The following is a 15354-nucleotide window of genomic DNA, read 5'->3' as shown; positions in this document are numbered from 1 at the left end:
GGGAGCGCCGGGGCGAGCCCGCCCGCATCCCCTGACCGCGGGCCCCTCGTCAGCGGTCCGACGCGGCGGGCAGGCTCTCGCTGGTCGCGGCCCACGACGCGAGCAGCGCCAGGGCCTGCTCGGTCGCCGAGCCCGGCTCGGCCGAGTAGATGGTCATGTTGATCCCGTCCTCGGCCCGCAGATCCATGGTCTCGTAGATCAGTTCGAGGCCGCCCACGACGTGGTGGTGGAACGTCTTGATGCCGGTGCTGTGGATCCGCACGTTGTGCGCGCCCCACCGGCGCCGGAACTCGTCGCTGCGGGTCGAGAGCTCACCGACCAGGTCGTGCAGGCCCTTGTCGTGCGGATCCTTGCCGGCCGCGGTGCGCAGGTTCGCCACCAGCATCTCGGCGGCGAGATTCCAGTCGGGGTAGAAGCGGTGCGCGGCCCCGTCGAGGAACGTGAACCGGCCGAAGTTCGGCACCGAGCCGCCGGCGGTGGCGTAGATCTCGCTGTACATGGCCCGGCCCAGCAGGTTCGCACCGAGCAGGTCCTGCCGGTCGTTCACCAGGATCGCGGGCGCGGTGATCGCGTCCAGCGCCCACTGCAGGCTCGGCCGCAACGTCCACTGCCTGGGCCGGCGGCTGGGCCGGATGAGCACGCTGGTGCCGTTGGCCTCCTGCGCCAGGCGCATCAGGTGGGCCCGTTCGGCGTCGTCGAGCTGCAGGGCCCGGGCGATCGCCTCCAGAACTCCGGCGGAGACCCCGGCCAGCGCGCCGCGCTCCAGCTTCGCGTAGTACTCGACGCTCATCCCGGCCAGCGCGGCGACCTCGCTGCGGCGCAACCCCGGCACGCGTCGCTGCCCCGCGGACGGGATCCCGGCCCGCTCCGGAGTGATCTTGGCGCGCCGCGAGGTGAGGAAGTCGTGCACTTCGGCTCGGTTGTTCACCTCTGCGACGGTACGACCTGAACCGCATCCCTGCGACGTACTGTCAGTACCTGATCGGCTTCTGTCCCGCGCCGCGGCCCCGCGTGATCCACGGGACCGGACCTAACCATCCCGCAAGCCCTTGAGCAGCGCGATGTCGGCGGCGTGACCCTCGTGCTCGACCGTCGGCGTCTCCACGATGATCGGCACGCCGGCGGTCGCCGGGTGGCGGAACAGTTCCGCGAACGGCGCCGTCCCGATCGTGCCCTTGCCGATCGTCTCGTGCCGGTCCCGGGTGGAGCCGCAGGCGTCCTTCGAGTCGTTCGCGTGGATCAGCTGCAGCCGGCCCGGCCCGGCCGCCGTGACCAGCGCGTCCAGCGTCTCGGTCATGCCGCCCGGGGTGGCCAGGTCGTGCCCGGCGGCCCAGGCGTGGCAGGTGTCGAAGCAGACGCCCAGCCACGGGTGCCCGTCGACGGCGGCGAGGTAGGCCTCCAGGTCCTGCACCTTCGAGGCGAGGCTGCGGCCACCACCGGCGCTCGGCTCGACCAGCAGTCGCGGCAGACCCTCGGCCTCGGCCGTCTCCAGCAGCGGCAGCAGCTGCTCGTGGAGCTGGTGCATCGCCTTCTCGGCGTGCGCCTCGTCGACCGAGCTGCCGGCGTGGTAGACGACCGCGGTCGCGCCGATCGCCCGGCCGCGCCGCAGTGCGTGCTCCAGCGTGGCGATCGAGCGTTCCACCGTCAGCTCGGTCGGCGACCCGAGATTCACCAGAAGCGAGGCATGGATGTACGCGGGCAGCTCCCGCTCGCCGATCCCGTCGCGGAACAGTGTGTCCTGTTTCGGGTCGCCGGCCGGCAGCGCCCAGCCCCGCGAGTTGGAGACGTACACCTGCAGTGTCTCCGACCCGGCGGCGTCGACGTACGGGAGGGCGGCCTTGGCCAGCCCACCCGACGTCTTCGTGTGTGATCCGATCCGGCGGTCTAGAAGCACGTGATCTGCGCTCCGCTGCCGGGCTGAACCTGCGAGTTCGGCGGCGGGTTCTGCTGGTGGACCGAGGAGTTCGGGTTCAGCGGGTTCAGGTTGTTGACCTGAACCTGCAGCCCGAGACCCTTCAGCGTGTTCTCGCCCTGGCCGCACGGCTGGTTGTTCACATCCGGGATGGTCACCAGCGGCGGACCCTTGCTCACGTCGAGGGTGATCTCGGCGTTCTTCTCCACACCGGTGCCCGCTTTCGGCGTCTGCGCCAGGACCTCGTCGGCCGGCTTGTCGCTGTCCTTCGTGCGTTCCAGGGCGGTCAGGCCGGCCTTCTGCAGCTGAGAGCGGGCGTCGTTGATGTTGAGCCCGACCAGGTTCGGCACGGAGATCGGGGCGCGGCCCTTGCTCAGCGTCACGGTGACCGTGTCGCCGGGCTTCAGCTCGGTGCCGGCCTTCGGGTTCGTGGAGATGACCACGCCCTCCGGCGCGGTGTCGCTGTAGGTGGCCTTGGCCTCCTTGTACTTCAGGCCGAGCTCCTCGATCGAGGCCTTGGCCGCGGCCGCCTCCTGCCCGCTGACGTCGGGGACCGGGTGCACCTCGGGGCCGAGCGACAGGATCAGCGTCAGCGTGTCGCCCTTGACCACCTTCTCGCCGGGGCCCGGGTTCTGGCTGACCACCGAGTCCTTCGGGACGGTCGGGCTGTACTGCCCGGGGTCGGCGTAGAAGATCCCGAAACCGGCTGACTTCGCGGCCGCCTCGGCGTTCGCCCTCGGCAGGCCGACCAGGCTCGGCGCGTCCGTGTAGCGCCCGGAGGTCACCCACCAGGTGCTGCCGGCCACGACCAGGACGATCACCGCGAGCAGCGAGACCAGGGTGACCCGGCGGCGGTCGGCGAAGAAACCCTCGCGGCCACGCGGGTCGGCGGCGCCCCGTCCGTACGCCGTGGTGCGGGGACCGCCGCCCTGTTCGGGCAGCCGGGCCCAGGACGGGCGCTGGGTGCCCGGCTGGTGGTAACCGCCGGGCACCGGCGGGACCAGCGCGGTCGCGTCGGTGGCCGGCACGGCCGGCACGATCCTCGTCGCGTCGCCGGCCGGGGAGCGGCCGGGGACCTGCGGCATCATCGCGGTCTGCAGGTTGATCGCGCCCAGGCCGTCACGGACCGCCTGGACCTCGGTCAGCAGCCGGCCGGCGTCGGTCGGCCGCTCCGACGGGTTCCGCTTGGTGGCCCTCGCGACCAGCTCGTCGAGCGCGTGGGGCAGGCCGGGAACGGTCCGCGACGGGGGCGGGACGTCGTTGTCGACGTGCTGCCAGGCGACCTCGACCGGGTCGGCGCCGTCGTAGGGCACCTGGCCGGTGAGCATCTCGTAGAGCACGATGCCGGCCGAGTAGACGTCGGTCCGCGCGTCGGCCTGACCGGCCTGGACCAGCTCGGGCGCCACGTAGGCGACGGTCGCCATCAGCTGGCCGGACTCGTCCACGGTGCTCGCCTCGATGGCCCGCGCCAGACCGAAGTCGGCGACCTTGACCACGGCGTCCACCAGGTCGGCCGAGCCGCCGCTGGGGGCCTCGGCGACCAGCACGTTCTCCGGCTTGACGTCGCGGTGCACCAGGCCGGCGCGGTGCGCGGCGGCGATCGCGGCGAGCATCTGCTCCATGATCGCCATCGCCTCGACCGCGCTCAGCTTGCGGCGCTGGGCCAGCAGGTCGCGCAGCGTCTTGCCCTGCACGAACTCCATCACCAGGTACGGAAGGCCCTGGTGGCGGCCCTGGTCGTAAACGGCCACGACGTTCGGGTGGGTGAGCCGGGCGATCGTCTTCGCCTCGTCGGTGAACCGGTCGACGAAGTGCACGTTCGTGGCCTGCGACGGGTGGATGATCTTCAATGCGACGGTACGCCCGAGCCGCTCGTCGGTGGCCCGGTAGACGGTCGCCATGCCACCACGGGCGACGCGACCGGTGATCCGGTAGCGCCCGTCAATCGTTGTGCCGATCAACGTATCGGCGACTGTGGTGTCCATCGGCGTGAAGTGTATGTGTCTTTCCGGTGAGGGTGACCCAGGATGTCACAGCTGAGTCCAAACGGGTACCTGAACCGCTGTGACCTGCACCGATTCGCAGCTACCCCGGACGTCGTTCCGGTTTTATCCGTTTTTCGGCCAATGACGACGGTCACGTCGGTGGTCACCGTCGGTGGTCTGATCGCTCGGCTCGGCGCTGGGGCCCGTCGATGTGCTGGGCGGCACCGACGGGCTGCCGGTCGGCGATCCGCCCGGGTCGGGGCTGTGGCCGACGCTCGGGGACGGGGCGGTCGGCGTCGGAACCGGGGGAGTGACGCAGTGACACTCCGGAGTCGCCGCCGGGGCATGGTGCGCGGCCGGTCGCCGCGGCCTGGTCTGCGCGATGCCGGCCTTCGTCGCCACCGGGGCTGCGCCGCGCGCCACGTTCGTGGTGGCCGGAACCGGACGCGCCGCCTTCGGGTGGCTCGGCGGCCCGATCGCGTCGTCCGGCCGGGCCGTTCCGGTCCCGGGCGTGTCGGCCGGGGTCGGCACGACGGGCTGCGAAGGCGCCGCCAGCGGCCGGTCGCCGGCCGCCGCGAGACCGCGGGTGACCAGGAGATACGACCCGATGGCACCGATCAGCGCCAACAGGCACAACGCCGTTACCGCCACAAATCGCCGCGGCGGCCGGGCGTTCGTCTCCGGTGTGGCGGTGCGCCATTCCATCAGCGAGCCGGGGAACGTGCTGAGCCCGGTCGAGGTGACGTCCGGCCCGTCCGGGCGCTCCGCCGCGCGGCCCCGCAGGTCGTAGCGCATCGAGCGCCAGGCCCCGGCAAGCTCGCCGCGCACCCTCAGCCACAGGCTCATCAACTGTTCTCCGTTCTCGTCTGGCACGCTGTACGCGTGAGCGAAACCGTCATCACCGAACCGTCCGGCTGGGTCAACCTGCCGGACGTCTCCGAGAAGCTCGGCCTCTCGATCAGCAAGGTCAACCAGATGGTCAAGGACGGTGACCTGCTCGCCGTCCGGCGCGACGGCGTGCGTCTGGTCCCGGCCGAGCTGGTTGCCAACGCCACCGTCCTGAAGCACCTGCCCGGCGTGCTGAACTTGCTCCGCGACGCCGGGTACAACGACGAAGAGGCCCTCCGGTGGCTCTACGCGTCGGATCCGAGCGTCGGCGGCAACGCCGCGATCGCGCTCGGGGGCGACCTGGCCCGGGAGATCAAGCGGCGCGCCCAGGCGCTCGGCTTCTGACCGCTTCTCCGATCAGATGCGCCATTTCGCGTACGTCGCGGTGCTCGCCGGCTGCCTGGCCGGCGCGCTCTGGCTCGAGCCGTTCCTGCGGGTCAACGTCCTGCGCCGCTGGCGCCGGCTGGTCCTGACCGTGGTGCCGGTGGCGGCCGTCTTCGTCCTGTGGGACCTGGGCGCGATCGCCGCCGGGCACTGGCACTTCGACCCCGAGCAGATCACCGGTGTCTTCCTCGGTGGTGGGCTGCCGCTCGACGAGGTGCTGTTCTTCCTGGTCGTGCCGGTCTGCGCGATCCTCGGCTTCGAAGCGGTGCGAGCCGTCCTGCGCCGACCGGCGGGGGACGAGTGAGCTACACCACGGCCGCGCTTCTCGGCGTACTGGCAAGCCTGGTCCTGGATCTTCTGATCGTGAGGACGAAGTTGGTGCGCCGGGTCGTCTTCTGGGCGACCTACCCGATCATCTTCGGGTTCCAGCTGATCTCGAACGGCATCCTGACCGGCCGGAACATCGTGATGTACGACCCGGACGCGATCATCGGCTGGCGGTTGGTCCACGCCCCGGTGGAGGACCTGCTGTTCGGGTTCGCGCTGGTGCTGAGCACGCTGTCACTGTGGGTGACGCTGGGCCGTCGTGGCATCCAGCGTCACCCCGCCGCGGGCGAGGGCCGCAGCCTCTGGAAGCTGATCAGACGGACCGGCGAGTAGCGGCCTCGGCGAGCTGTCGCAGCACGTCCCGGCCCTCCTCCTCGATCGGCGCGGCGGCCAGCGCGGTCAGCGAGCCGGTCATCAACTCCTCGATCCGCGCCTCGGTCGCCGCGAGCGCCCCGCTGTCCCGGATCACCGCGCGGAGCCGCTGGACCCCGGCGTCGTCGAGGTCCGGGTCGCCGAGCGCGGCGTCCAGCTCGGCCCGGCCGGCCTCGTCCAGCGCGCCGAACGCCGACGCCACCAGATAGGTCCGCTTGCCCTCGCGCAGATCGTCACCGGCCGGTTTCCCGGTCCGTTCCGGGTCGCCGAAGACGCCCAGCACGTCGTCGCGCAGCTGGAACGCCTCACCCAGCGGAAGGCCGAACGCCGAGTACGCCGCGTGCACCTCCGGCCCGGCCCCGGCCAGCGCCGCACCGAGCAACAGCGGACGCTCCACCGTGTACTTCGCCGCCTTGTAGCGGGCGACCTTGCCGGCCCGCTCCAGCGAGGTGTCGGCCGTCGCCTGGGTGAGCACGTCCAGGTACTGACCGACGGTCACCTCGGTGCGCATCCCGTCGAAGACCGGCCGGGCCCGCGCCAGATCGGCCAGCGTCATCCCGGAACCGTGCAGCAGCTCGTCCGACCAGACCAGGGCCAGATCGCCGAGCAGCAGCGCGGCACAGTCGCCGAACCCGGCCGCGCTGCCCCGCCAGCCCTCGCCGGCGTGCAGCTTCTCGAACCGGCGGTGCACCGACGGCACCCCGCGACGCGTGTCCGACCGGTCCATCAGGTCGTCGTGGATCAGCGCGCTGGCCTGCACCAGCTCCAGCGACGCGACGGCCGCGACGACGGCGTCCGAGTCGGTGCCACCGGCCCCGCGGAAACCCCAGTAGGCGAACGCCGGACGCAGCCGCTTGCCACCCCCCAGCACGAACCCGGTCACCGTGGCCGCCATCTCGGCCAGCGCCGGGTCGATCGCCAGCAGCTGATCGCGCTGCCCGGCCAGGAAATCGGTCAGCGCCTTGTCGACACGCGGCCGCAGACCGGCCAGCTCGAGCGGGGAAGTCGTCACACGGCGACGCTACTAGGGCCGGCCGCGCGGACCGCGCAGGGCTGCGGCGTGGTCCGCGCGGCCGGCCCGGTCGGAACAGGTGCCTCCGTGAACCGGCCCGGTACAGTTCCCGGTGTGTCTCTCGGCCTTCCCTCCAAGCTGCCCGGCACGCCCGCGATCGGTGAGCTGATCCGCGGGGCGGCGCCGACCTTCTCGTTCGAGTTCTTCCCGCCGAAGACGTCCGACGGCGAGCGGCTGCTCTGGCAGGCGATCCGGGAACTGGAGTCGCTGCGGCCGAGCTTCGTCTCGATCACCTACGGCGCGGGCGGCACCACGCGGGAGACGACCGTCGCCGTCACCGAGCGGGTCGCCACCGAGACCACCCTGCTGGCGCTCGCCCACCTCACCGCCGTCGACCACTCGGTCGCCGAGCTGCGCAACGTCATCGGCCGGCTGGCCGGCGCCGGGATCCGCAACGTGCTCGCCCTGCGCGGCGACCCGCCCGGCGACCCGACGGGCACATGGGTGCGGCACCCCGAGGGCATCGACTACGCCGAGGACCTGGTCCGGCTGATCCGCGAGTCCGGCGACTTCAGCGTCGGCGTGGCCGCCTTCCCGTACAAACATCCGCGTTCGGCCGACGTGGCGAGCGACACGCGCCACTTCGTCCGCAAGTGTCGCGCCGGTGCGGACTACGCGATCACCCAGATGTTCTTCGACGCCGACGACTACCTGCGCCTGCGCGACCGGGTCGCGGCCGGCGGTGGTGACACGCCGATCGTGGCCGGGGTCATGCCGGTCACCCGGATGGCGACGATCGAACGGTCCACGCAACTCTCCGGGGCACCGTTCCCGCCCGCCCTGCTGCGGGAATTCGAGCGGGTCGCCGGTGACGACGCCGCGGTGCGCGAACTCGGGATCGAGAAATGCGCGGAAATGTGCGCGCGGCTCCTCGACGAGGGTGTGCCGGGCATTCACTTCATCACCATGAACCGCTCGACCGCGACCCGTGAGGTCTGGCAGCGGCTGGCGCCTTCGGAAGTCGCCACGGTCGCGTGACCTGGGACGAGTACGCGACTGCCTGGTCCGGCCTGCACGGCGGATTCGATCCGCGGAAAGGGTCGCGGGTCGTTCGTGGGTGGGTGCTCACGGCGTACAAAATCGGATTCTGGTTGAGCAGCAAGCGGGTGTCGCCGATGACGGTGACCACCTGCGGCCTGCTGATCTGTCTCGGCGTGCCGGCCGCGGTGCCGGTCAGTCTGCTCCTCGCCGCCGTGCTGGTGCTGGTGGCGGCCCTCGCCGACGGGCTCGACGGCGCGGTCGCGGTGGTCTCCGGCCGGGTGACGAGAACCGGATTCGTGTACGACTCGGTCGCCGACCGCCTCGGCGAGGCCGCCTGGCTCGTCGCGTTCTGGCTGGCCGGCGCCCCCGGCTGGCTGGTCACCGCGGCCGGGGCGGCGAGCTGGCTGCACGAGTACGTCCGGGCCCGGGCCGTCGCGGCCGGAATGTCGGAGATCGGGGTGGTCACCGTGGCCGAGCGGCCCACCCGAGCCCTGATCGCCGGCCTGGGCCTGGCCGCCCTCGCCGCGGTCGATCTGCCCTGGCTGCCGCCGACGCTGTGGGTGGGCCTGCAGGTCGCCGGGCTGACGCAATTGTCGGTGGTCGTCCACCGCGCTCTGCGCTGACCTTTTAATCAGTTGTCGCATCTTCGATGCCGCGCCTATTTTCTTCCTCAGCGGTTACGCCCGTGAGCTGCTGATTCGTGGGGAAGACAAGGTTGACGGAGGTGAAACGGAATGAGCGCGGTTCTGGTTCTGAACGCCGATTGCGGGCCGCTGCACCGGGTCAGCCTCCGGCACGCGATCCGGATGCTGTTCCGTCAGGTGGCGGTGGTGCACGAGGCGCAGCCGGACGCGACCATCGGCGTCTATCAGGTGCCGACCGTGGTGCGCCTGGTCAGTTACGTGGTGACGCGCTGGCGGCGGGGCCGCGGCCCGGGCTGGACGCGAGCCGGCGTGCTGACCCGCGACCGGAGGATCTGCGGTTACTGCGGCGAGACGGCCACCACCATCGACCACATCCTGCCCCGCTCCCGGGGCGGCCGGAACGAATGGCTGAACACCGTGGCGGCCTGCGGTCGCTGCAACAACCGGAAGGGTGACCGGACGCCGGCGGAGGCCCGGATGCCGTTGCGCGTGACGCCGTACGCGCCGGCCTGGGTGACCTTCGCCTGATGACCGGCGGCCGGCGGGTGCACACGGGGACCCGCCGGCCGTCCGCTTCCTGACGACCGGGGCGGGTCAGGGCACCGGGAGTGCGGGCTCGGGCCGCGGAGCCGCAGGAACGGCCGCGCGACGGCCCCGGCCGCGGTCCCGCTCCAGCCACCACTCGGCGAGCAGGAACGGCACGGTCCAGCCCAGCCCCGCCGAAGCCCCCGACGCCACCCAGCTGAGCGGGCCTTCGTCCCCGTGGAAGGTTGTCTCCAACTGCGCCCCAGATGCGGTTGGTGATGATCGACGCGGTGAGGGCGAAGCTGCGGATCATCCAGCGCCGGTGTTCGCCGAAGCGCCGGCGGCGTGCGGCCCGCCAGCCGGTGACGGTCACGCCGAGCCGGAGGGTGGCGAGGAGCACGTCGCTGGTGCGGGTCACCGGCCCGTACGGCGTGAAGGCCCCGATCGGTCAGTTCCAGGGCGACGAGCCGGACAACAGCTTCGAGATCGGCCTGGGCCGGCTGCTCGACGGCATCGAACTGCTGATCTCGGGCCATGGGTGTGCCGGCGGATCACTAGCCGCCGATCAGTTTCAGGTAGTCGAGCACGTCCCGCGGATCCTGCGTCGCGCAGCCGACATAGTTGTCGGGACGGATCAAGATCAGGGCCGATTCCGGTACGTCGTAAGCGTCTTTCGCCTCGGCTGCCGTGACGTGATGGGCCGGCACCGTGGCGGGCATCTCCGGCACCGTGCCGGGCCGGCCGAAGACGAGCAGCGTCGCGTGCGGGCCGCGGAGCAGGTCGAAGATCCGGCGGCCGTCGCCGAGCGGCGCGTCGGGAGCGCGGTCGCCGGCCCGGACCAGGCCCGGCGCGGCCCGGTGCTCGGCGGCGAGCGGGCCACCCCGGTAGTTCAGCGCGAGCTGCCGCAGCGCCGGGTCGTCGCGGCGCATCGCGTCCTCCTCCTGGGCGACGTGGCGGCGGTGCAGCTCGGTGCTGATGCCGAGCACGTCCGCGGCGACCGGCAGGCGCTCCGCCTCATATGTGTCCAGCAGTGCGTCGTTGCCGGTCGCGAGCTTCCAGCCGAGGTTGTAACCGTCCTGGATGCCGGTGTTCAGCCCCTGCCCGCCGGCCGGGGAGTGCACGTGCGCGGCGTCGCCGGCGAGGAACACGTTGCCGGCCCGGAAGCGGGACGCCATCCGCATGTTCGCCCGGAACCGCGACGTCCAGGCGACCTCCGTGACCGAGATTGACGGGTCGACCGCGGCGACCAGTTCGGGCACCGGCGTCTCCGTGGGCGGCCCGGTGAGCTGCCACCACTCGCCCTCGCCGGGCAGCGGGCACAGGCCGAGCCGGAACCCGTCGGCGCCCGGCCAGACGTGCCAGTGTTCGCGATCCAGACCGGTCAGCCGGACGTCGGCGATGACCATCCGCTCGTCCTCGTGGGTCGCGCCGAGGAACTCCACCCCGAGCGCCCGCCGGACCGTGCTGCGCCCGCCGTCGGCCCCGACCAGGTAACGCGCGGTGACGACCTCGCCGGTGTCGAGCGTGACCCGCACCCCGCCGGCGTCCTGCTCGACCGCGTCGACGCCGACCCCGAACTCGACCGGCACCCCGTCTGCCAGCAGCTCGGACGTCCGCCACTGGGGAACCATCAGCCTGTTCGGGTACGGCACGGCGGGCGTCGGCTCGTGCAGCTCGTCCATCCGCCACTCGACGATCTGGCCGTCCGGCCGGTGCACCCGCAATGCCGGGTAGTCGCTGCCGGACTGCTGGAACCGCGCGATCAGCCCCAGGTCGTCGAGCACCTCCAGCGTCCGGGGCTGCAGTCCCTTGCCGCGGGAGCCGCCGAACGGGTGCGGCGACTTCTCCAGGATGCGGAACGGCACGCCGTGTCGCTGCAGCTGGCGGGCCACGGTGAGACCGGTCGGCCCGGCGCCGGCGATGATGGTGAACTTCGATTCAGTGAACATGGATTCACCGTAAGGCGCTGATACGCTCCGGTCAAGGCGTCGGGTTGTTCGAATGGTGGTGACACGGTGCTCCGCAAGGAACAGGCGGCGCAGACCGAGGCGGAACTCAAAGCGGCCGCGGTCCGTGTCTTCGAGCGCGCCGGATACCTGAACACCAAGATCACGGACATCACCGCGGAGGCGGGGCGGGCCACCGGCTCGTTCTACAAGCATTTCGCCTCGAAGGAAGCGCTGCTCGAAGCGCTGCTGGCGGACGTGCTGGCCGAGGGTGACGCCAGTGCCGGGATGGCCGGCCACGGCACGGACTTCCGCGATCGGGACGCGGTCCGGTGGCACGTCGCCGCGTTCTGGTCGGCCTACCGGCGGCACCACGTCGTCATGCTCGCGCTGCAGCAGGCCGCGCTCGTCTCCGGCACCTTCGCCGAGCGCAGCCGCGACATGCTCGCCCCCGACCTGGGCCATATCGTCGAGCACCTGTCCGACTTGGATCTCCCGGGCGACCCGCTCGTCTGCGCCTCCCTGTTCGGCACCACGATCAGCGCCTTCGCCACGAACTGGCTCTCCGCGAACCGGCCCGACCTCGGTCGCGAGCTCTCCGACGACGAGGCGATCGACACCCTCACCGATTTCCTGCACGCCGGCCTCGGCGGCCGCCCTTCCCGTCCCGGTCCGCCGTAGTCCGCGCCCGCCGCACCCCTCCGCGACCCCGCGCCATGTCCAGCCCCGGCCGCTCCCACGCCTCCCGGCCGTCTCCCAGGGTGCCTCGAGTGGGCTGAGGCGCCCTGGGAGACGGCCGATCAGCCCGCGCCGCGCCGCGACCTTCTGCCCGCCGGCTGGTTCCGGCGCTTCGAAGCGGCTCTGAGCGTCAGTCGTGCGGAATCAGCTGGTTCTCGGGGGTGCCTCCGGGCTTGGGGGCCGGCCGCGGCTGGGGCTTGTTCCGGGGCTCCGGCGGGGGCCGGCTGGTGGTCAGGGGCGGAGGCCGGCGAAGAGGACGGCGAGGGTTCGGCTCTGCAGGCCGGGGGGCCAGCCGCCGTGCAGGGCGCCCTGGGTGACACTGATCAGCAGGGCCATGACCTCGGGAAGCTGGACCTCCGGGCGGACCGTGCCGGCTGACCGGGCCTGGGCCAGCAGCGTGGCGACGGCCTGCTCCAGGTGACCGAGGGTCTGGGGGAGCTGCCGCAACGTGGTGGTCCACGAGACCGCGGACCCGGACGTGATCGTCGTGGAGTACGAGCTGGTCGGCACCCACGAGGTGACCGGGGTGCAGGCGGCGGCGCCGTTCATCGGGGTGCTGCGTACGCGCGACGGGCTGCTCGCCGGCTGGCGCGAATACCAGCACACGATGGCCATCGCCGCCGCCCTGACCACCTGACCGAGCCGCGGACTCCGGGCGGCGTGCTCGACTGCGTGGGCGGGTTTGTTGCTCTGAGCGGGACCACCCGCGGACGTCGCCCTGGAGGGCTGAGCGTTCTGGGCGCCCCGCGCCCTGCTCGGCCCGGAAGGGTCCCCGCGGGAGCGACGATCGGCGACCACGGCGGAGATGGGCAATGAAGATCTTGAATTTGATCTTGGGTAACCGGGTGCCCGGCACGCCGTTGTGCCGGACACCTGGAGTTCCGTCCGATCAGCTCTTGGCGACGGCCTTGCGGTAATCGCTGTTGAGGCGGCCGATCAGGCTCAGCGGGATGCCCTTGGGGCAGACCTCCGCGCATTCGCCCATGTTGGTGCAGCCGCCGAAGCCGGCGTCGTCCTGCGCCTGCAGCATGTCGATGACGCGGCTGTCGCGCTCGGGCTGGCCCTGGGGCATCAGGCCGAGGTGGGTGATCTTCGCGGCGGTGAACAGCATCGACGAGCCGTTCGGGCAGGCGGCGACGCAGGCGCCGCAGCCGATGCAGGTGGCGGCTTCGAACGCGGCGTCGGCGTCCTTCTTCGGGACCGGGGTCGCGTGCGCGTCCGGCGCGGTGCCGGTGGGGGCGCTGATGTAACCGCCGGCCTGGATGATCTGGTCGAAGGCGGAACGGTCGACGACCAGGTCCTTGATGACCGGGAAGGCGGACGCGCGCCACGGCTCGACGTCGATCACGTCGCCGTCGGAGAAGTGCCGCATGTGCAGCTGGCACGTCGTGGTGGCCTTCTCCGGGCCGTGCGCCACGCCGTTGATCACCATGCTGCACGCGCCGCAGATGCCCTCGCGGCAGTCGTGGTCGAACGCGATCGGGTCGTCGCCGTCGAGGATCAGCTTCTCGTTCAGGACGTCGATCATCTCGAGGAACGACGCGTCGGGGGAGATGTCCTTGACGTCGTAGGTGACCATGCGGCCTCGGTCGGAGGGACCGGACTGACGCCACACCCGTACCTGAATGTCCATTACTTGTAGCTCCGCGTGCTCGGGTGGACGTACTCGAATTCGAGCATTTCCTTGTGCAGGGTCGGCCGGCCGTCGGCGGCGAAGTACTCCCACGCCGCGGCGTAGCTGAACTCGTCGTCGTTGCGCAGCGCCTCGCCGTCCGGGGTCTGCGACTCGGCCCGGAAGTGACCGCCGCACGACTCCCGCCGGTGCAGCGCGTCGATGCACATCAGCTCACCGAGCTCGATGAAGTCGGCGACCCGGCCGGCCTTCTCCAGGTTCTGGTTGAGCTCCTCGCCCTTGCCCGGCACCTTCACCCGGGTCCAGAACTCCTCCTTGAGCGCGCGGATCAGGCCGATCGCCTTGGTCAGGCCCTCCTCGGTGCGCTCCATGCCGCAGTACTCCCACATGATGTGGCCGAGCTCGCGGTGGAAGGAGTCGACCGTGCGGTCGCCGTCGATCGACAGGAACTTCGCGATCCGGTCCTCGACCTCGGTGCGCGCCGCCACGACCGCCTCGTCGTTGGTGGACACCTTCGGGAAGGGGCCGGACGCGAGGTAGTTGTTGATCGTGTTCGGCAGCACGAAGTAGCCGTCGGCCAGGCCCTGCATCAGCGCGGACGCGCCGAGCCGGTTGGCGCCGTGGTCGGAGAAGTTGGCCTCGCCGACGACGAACAGGCCGGGAATCGTGGACTGCAGGTCGTAGTCGACCCAGAGGCCGCCCATCGTGTAGTGCACGGCGGGGTAGATGCGCATCGGCGTCTCGTACGGGTCCTCGCCGGTGATGCGCTGGTACATCTCGAAGAGGTTGCCGTACTTGGCCTCGACCGCCTTGTGGCCCAGCCGGCTGATCGCGTCGGCGAAGTCGAGGTAGACGCCGAGCCCACCGGGGCCGACACCACGGCCCTCGTCGCAGACGTTCTTGGCGGCGCGCGACGCGATGTCACGCGGCACCAGGTTGCCGAACGACGGGTAGATGCGCTCCAGGTAGTAGTCGCGCTCGTCCTCGGGGATGTCCGCGGGGCGGCGCGTGTCGTTCTGCGCCTTCGGCACCCAGACCCGGCCGTCGTTGCGCAGCGACTCCGACATCAGGGTCAGCTTCGACTGGTGCGAGCCGGACTCCGGGATGCACGTCGGGTGGATCTGCGTGTAGCAGGGGTTCGCGAACAGTGCGCCCTTGCGGTGCGCCCGCCACGACGCCGTGACGTTGCAGCCCTTGGCGTTGGTGGACAGGAAGAACACGTTGCCGTACCCGCCGGAGGCCAGGACCACGGCGTCGGCCAGCTCGGTGGTGATCTCGCCGGTGACCATGTCCCGGACGACGATGCCGCGGGCCTTGCCGTCGACGATGATCAGCTCGAGCATCTCGTGCCGGGTGTTCATCTCGACGTTCCCGAGGCCGATCTGCCGCTCCAGGGCCTGGTAGGCGCCGATCAGCAGCTGCTGACCCGTTTGGCCCCGGGCGTAGAACGTGCGGGACACCTGGGTGCCGCCGAACGAGCGGTTGTCGAGCAGGCCGCCGTACTCGCGCGCGAACGGGACGCCCTGCGCCACGGCCTGGTCGATGATGTTCACCGACTCCTGGGCCAGGCGGTACACATTGGACTCGCGGGCGCGGAAGTCGCCGCCCTTGACCGTGTCGTAGAAGAGCCGGTAGACGGAGTCGCCGTCGTTGCGATAGTTCTTCGCGGCGTTGATGCCACCCTGCGCGGCGATCGAGTGCGCGCGGCGCGGGCTGTCCTGGTAGCAGTACGACTTGACGTGGTAACCCTGCTCGGCCAGCGTCGCGGCGGCCGAGCCGCCGGCCAGGCCGGTGCCGACCACGATGATCGTCAGCTTCCGGCGGTTCGCCGGGTTGACCAGCTTGGCCGAGAACTTGCGGCGCTCCCAGCGGGTCTCGATCGGTCCGTCGGGGGCGGCCTTGTCGACGACCGGTTCGCCCTCGGTCCAGAAGTCAGTGTCAGTCATG

17 protein-coding genes and 1 pseudogene are annotated in these 15354 nt (G+C 71.3%); 8 read left to right on the top strand and 10 right to left on the bottom strand.

The window, feature by feature from the left end:
- Positions 1-49: 49 nt before the first annotated feature.
- From ACH442_RS01990 to ACH442_RS01975, 4 genes are all read right to left on the bottom strand, one after another.
- Positions 50-928, bottom strand: coding sequence for a helix-turn-helix transcriptional regulator (locus ACH442_RS01990; protein ID WP_396120674.1), 879 nt, complete (start codon positions 926-928; stop codon positions 50-52).
- Between the two features lie 102 nt (positions 929-1030).
- On the bottom strand, positions 1031-1894 hold the full coding sequence (locus ACH442_RS01985) for a deoxyribonuclease IV (RefSeq protein ID WP_396120673.1): 864 nt from the start codon (positions 1892-1894) through the stop codon (positions 1031-1033).
- Positions 1885-3897: a Stk1 family PASTA domain-containing Ser/Thr kinase gene (gene pknB / locus ACH442_RS01980; protein ID WP_396120672.1), complete on the bottom strand. Its 2013-nt coding sequence runs from the start codon at positions 3895-3897 to the stop codon at positions 1885-1887. The genes ACH442_RS01985 and pknB overlap by 10 nt, the downstream gene beginning before the upstream one ends.
- Before the next feature lie 123 nt (positions 3898-4020).
- On the bottom strand, positions 4021-4743 hold the full coding sequence (locus ACH442_RS01975; RefSeq protein ID WP_396120671.1) for a hypothetical protein: 723 nt from the start codon (positions 4741-4743) through the stop codon (positions 4021-4023).
- A gap of 36 nt (positions 4744-4779) precedes the next feature.
- Between ACH442_RS01975 and ACH442_RS01970 the strand changes: the two genes are divergently transcribed.
- From ACH442_RS01970 to ACH442_RS01960, 3 genes are read left to right on the top strand one after another with little or no spacing between them, the layout of a single operon-like run.
- Positions 4780-5130 (top strand): Rv2175c family DNA-binding protein, encoded by a 351-nt coding sequence (locus ACH442_RS01970; RefSeq protein ID WP_396120670.1) that lies wholly within the window; start codon positions 4780-4782, stop codon positions 5128-5130.
- Positions 5131-5146: 16 nt separating this feature from the next.
- Entirely contained in the window at positions 5147-5473 is a 327-nt protein-coding gene (locus tag ACH442_RS01965) for a lycopene cyclase domain-containing protein (protein ID WP_396120669.1), read from the top strand.
- Positions 5470-5829, top strand: coding sequence for a lycopene cyclase domain-containing protein (locus ACH442_RS01960; protein WP_396120668.1), 360 nt, complete (start codon positions 5470-5472; stop codon positions 5827-5829). The genes ACH442_RS01965 and ACH442_RS01960 overlap by 4 nt, the downstream gene beginning before the upstream one ends.
- On the opposite strand, the gene ACH442_RS01955 is transcribed toward ACH442_RS01960, so the two are convergent.
- Positions 5810-6880 (bottom strand): polyprenyl synthetase family protein, encoded by a 1071-nt coding sequence (locus ACH442_RS01955; protein WP_396120667.1) that lies wholly within the window; start codon positions 6878-6880, stop codon positions 5810-5812. The genes ACH442_RS01960 and ACH442_RS01955 overlap by 20 nt on opposite strands.
- Positions 6881-6994: 114 nt before the next feature.
- Between ACH442_RS01955 and metF the strand changes: the two genes are divergently transcribed.
- The 3 genes from metF to ACH442_RS01940 all read left to right on the top strand — a co-directional run bounded on the left by metF (position 6995) and on the right by ACH442_RS01940 (position 9093).
- Entirely contained in the window at positions 6995-7918 is a 924-nt protein-coding gene (gene metF / locus ACH442_RS01950; protein WP_396120666.1) for a methylenetetrahydrofolate reductase [NAD(P)H], read from the top strand.
- Positions 7915-8544 (top strand): CDP-alcohol phosphatidyltransferase family protein, encoded by a 630-nt coding sequence (locus ACH442_RS01945; RefSeq protein WP_396120665.1) that lies wholly within the window; start codon positions 7915-7917, stop codon positions 8542-8544. The genes metF and ACH442_RS01945 overlap by 4 nt, the downstream gene beginning before the upstream one ends.
- 111 nt (positions 8545-8655) lie before the next feature.
- Positions 8656-9093, top strand: a complete 438-nt coding sequence (locus ACH442_RS01940; RefSeq protein WP_396120664.1) for an HNH endonuclease — start codon at positions 8656-8658, stop codon at positions 9091-9093.
- A gap of 313 nt (positions 9094-9406) precedes the next feature.
- On the opposite strand, the pseudogene ACH442_RS01935 reads toward ACH442_RS01940, so the two are convergent.
- Together ACH442_RS01935 and ACH442_RS01930 are read right to left on the bottom strand one after the other, a co-directional pair.
- Positions 9407-9463, bottom strand: a pseudogene (locus ACH442_RS01935) (hypothetical protein); the annotation flags it as partial.
- A gap of 181 nt (positions 9464-9644) precedes the next feature.
- On the bottom strand, positions 9645-11039 hold the full coding sequence (locus tag ACH442_RS01930) for an FAD-dependent monooxygenase (RefSeq protein WP_396120663.1): 1395 nt from the start codon (positions 11037-11039) through the stop codon (positions 9645-9647).
- Positions 11040-11105: 66 nt separating this feature from the next.
- Here ACH442_RS01930 and ACH442_RS01925 point away from each other — a divergent pair, with 66 nt between their 5' ends.
- The gene (locus ACH442_RS01925; RefSeq protein ID WP_396120662.1) at positions 11106-11717 is read left to right on the top strand and encodes a TetR/AcrR family transcriptional regulator; all 612 of its coding nucleotides are present in this window, start codon (positions 11106-11108) and stop codon (positions 11715-11717) included.
- Positions 11718-12005: 288 nt separating this feature from the next.
- On the opposite strand, the gene ACH442_RS01920 is transcribed toward ACH442_RS01925, so the two are convergent.
- On the bottom strand, positions 12006-12221 hold the full coding sequence (locus ACH442_RS01920) for a hypothetical protein (protein ID WP_396120661.1): 216 nt from the start codon (positions 12219-12221) through the stop codon (positions 12006-12008).
- Position 12222: 1 nt separating this feature from the next.
- Here ACH442_RS01920 and ACH442_RS01915 point away from each other — a divergent pair, with 1 nt between their 5' ends.
- A complete protein-coding gene (locus ACH442_RS01915; RefSeq protein ID WP_396120660.1) occupies positions 12223-12411 on the top strand; it encodes a nuclear transport factor 2 family protein in 189 nt (62 codons plus the stop codon).
- A gap of 252 nt (positions 12412-12663) precedes the next feature.
- On the opposite strand, the gene ACH442_RS01910 is transcribed toward ACH442_RS01915, so the two are convergent.
- Positions 12664-13407 carry a succinate dehydrogenase/fumarate reductase iron-sulfur subunit gene (locus ACH442_RS01910; protein ID WP_396120659.1) on the bottom strand — a complete coding sequence of 248 codons (744 nt, stop codon included), beginning with the start codon at positions 13405-13407 and terminating at the stop codon, positions 12664-12666.
- Positions 13407-15353, bottom strand: coding sequence for a fumarate reductase/succinate dehydrogenase flavoprotein subunit (locus ACH442_RS01905; protein ID WP_396120658.1), 1947 nt, complete (start codon positions 15351-15353; stop codon positions 13407-13409). Before ACH442_RS01905 ends, ACH442_RS01910 begins: the two co-directional genes overlap by 1 nt.
- Between the last annotated feature and the right edge of the window lies 1 nt (position 15354).

The organism is Actinoplanes sp. NPDC020271, from assembly GCF_044388125.1.
Lineage (GTDB): Bacteria > Actinomycetota > Actinomycetes > Mycobacteriales > Micromonosporaceae > Actinoplanes.
Note: the sequence above shows the minus strand (reverse complement) of the source record. Positions and strands in the feature narration are given on the sequence as shown.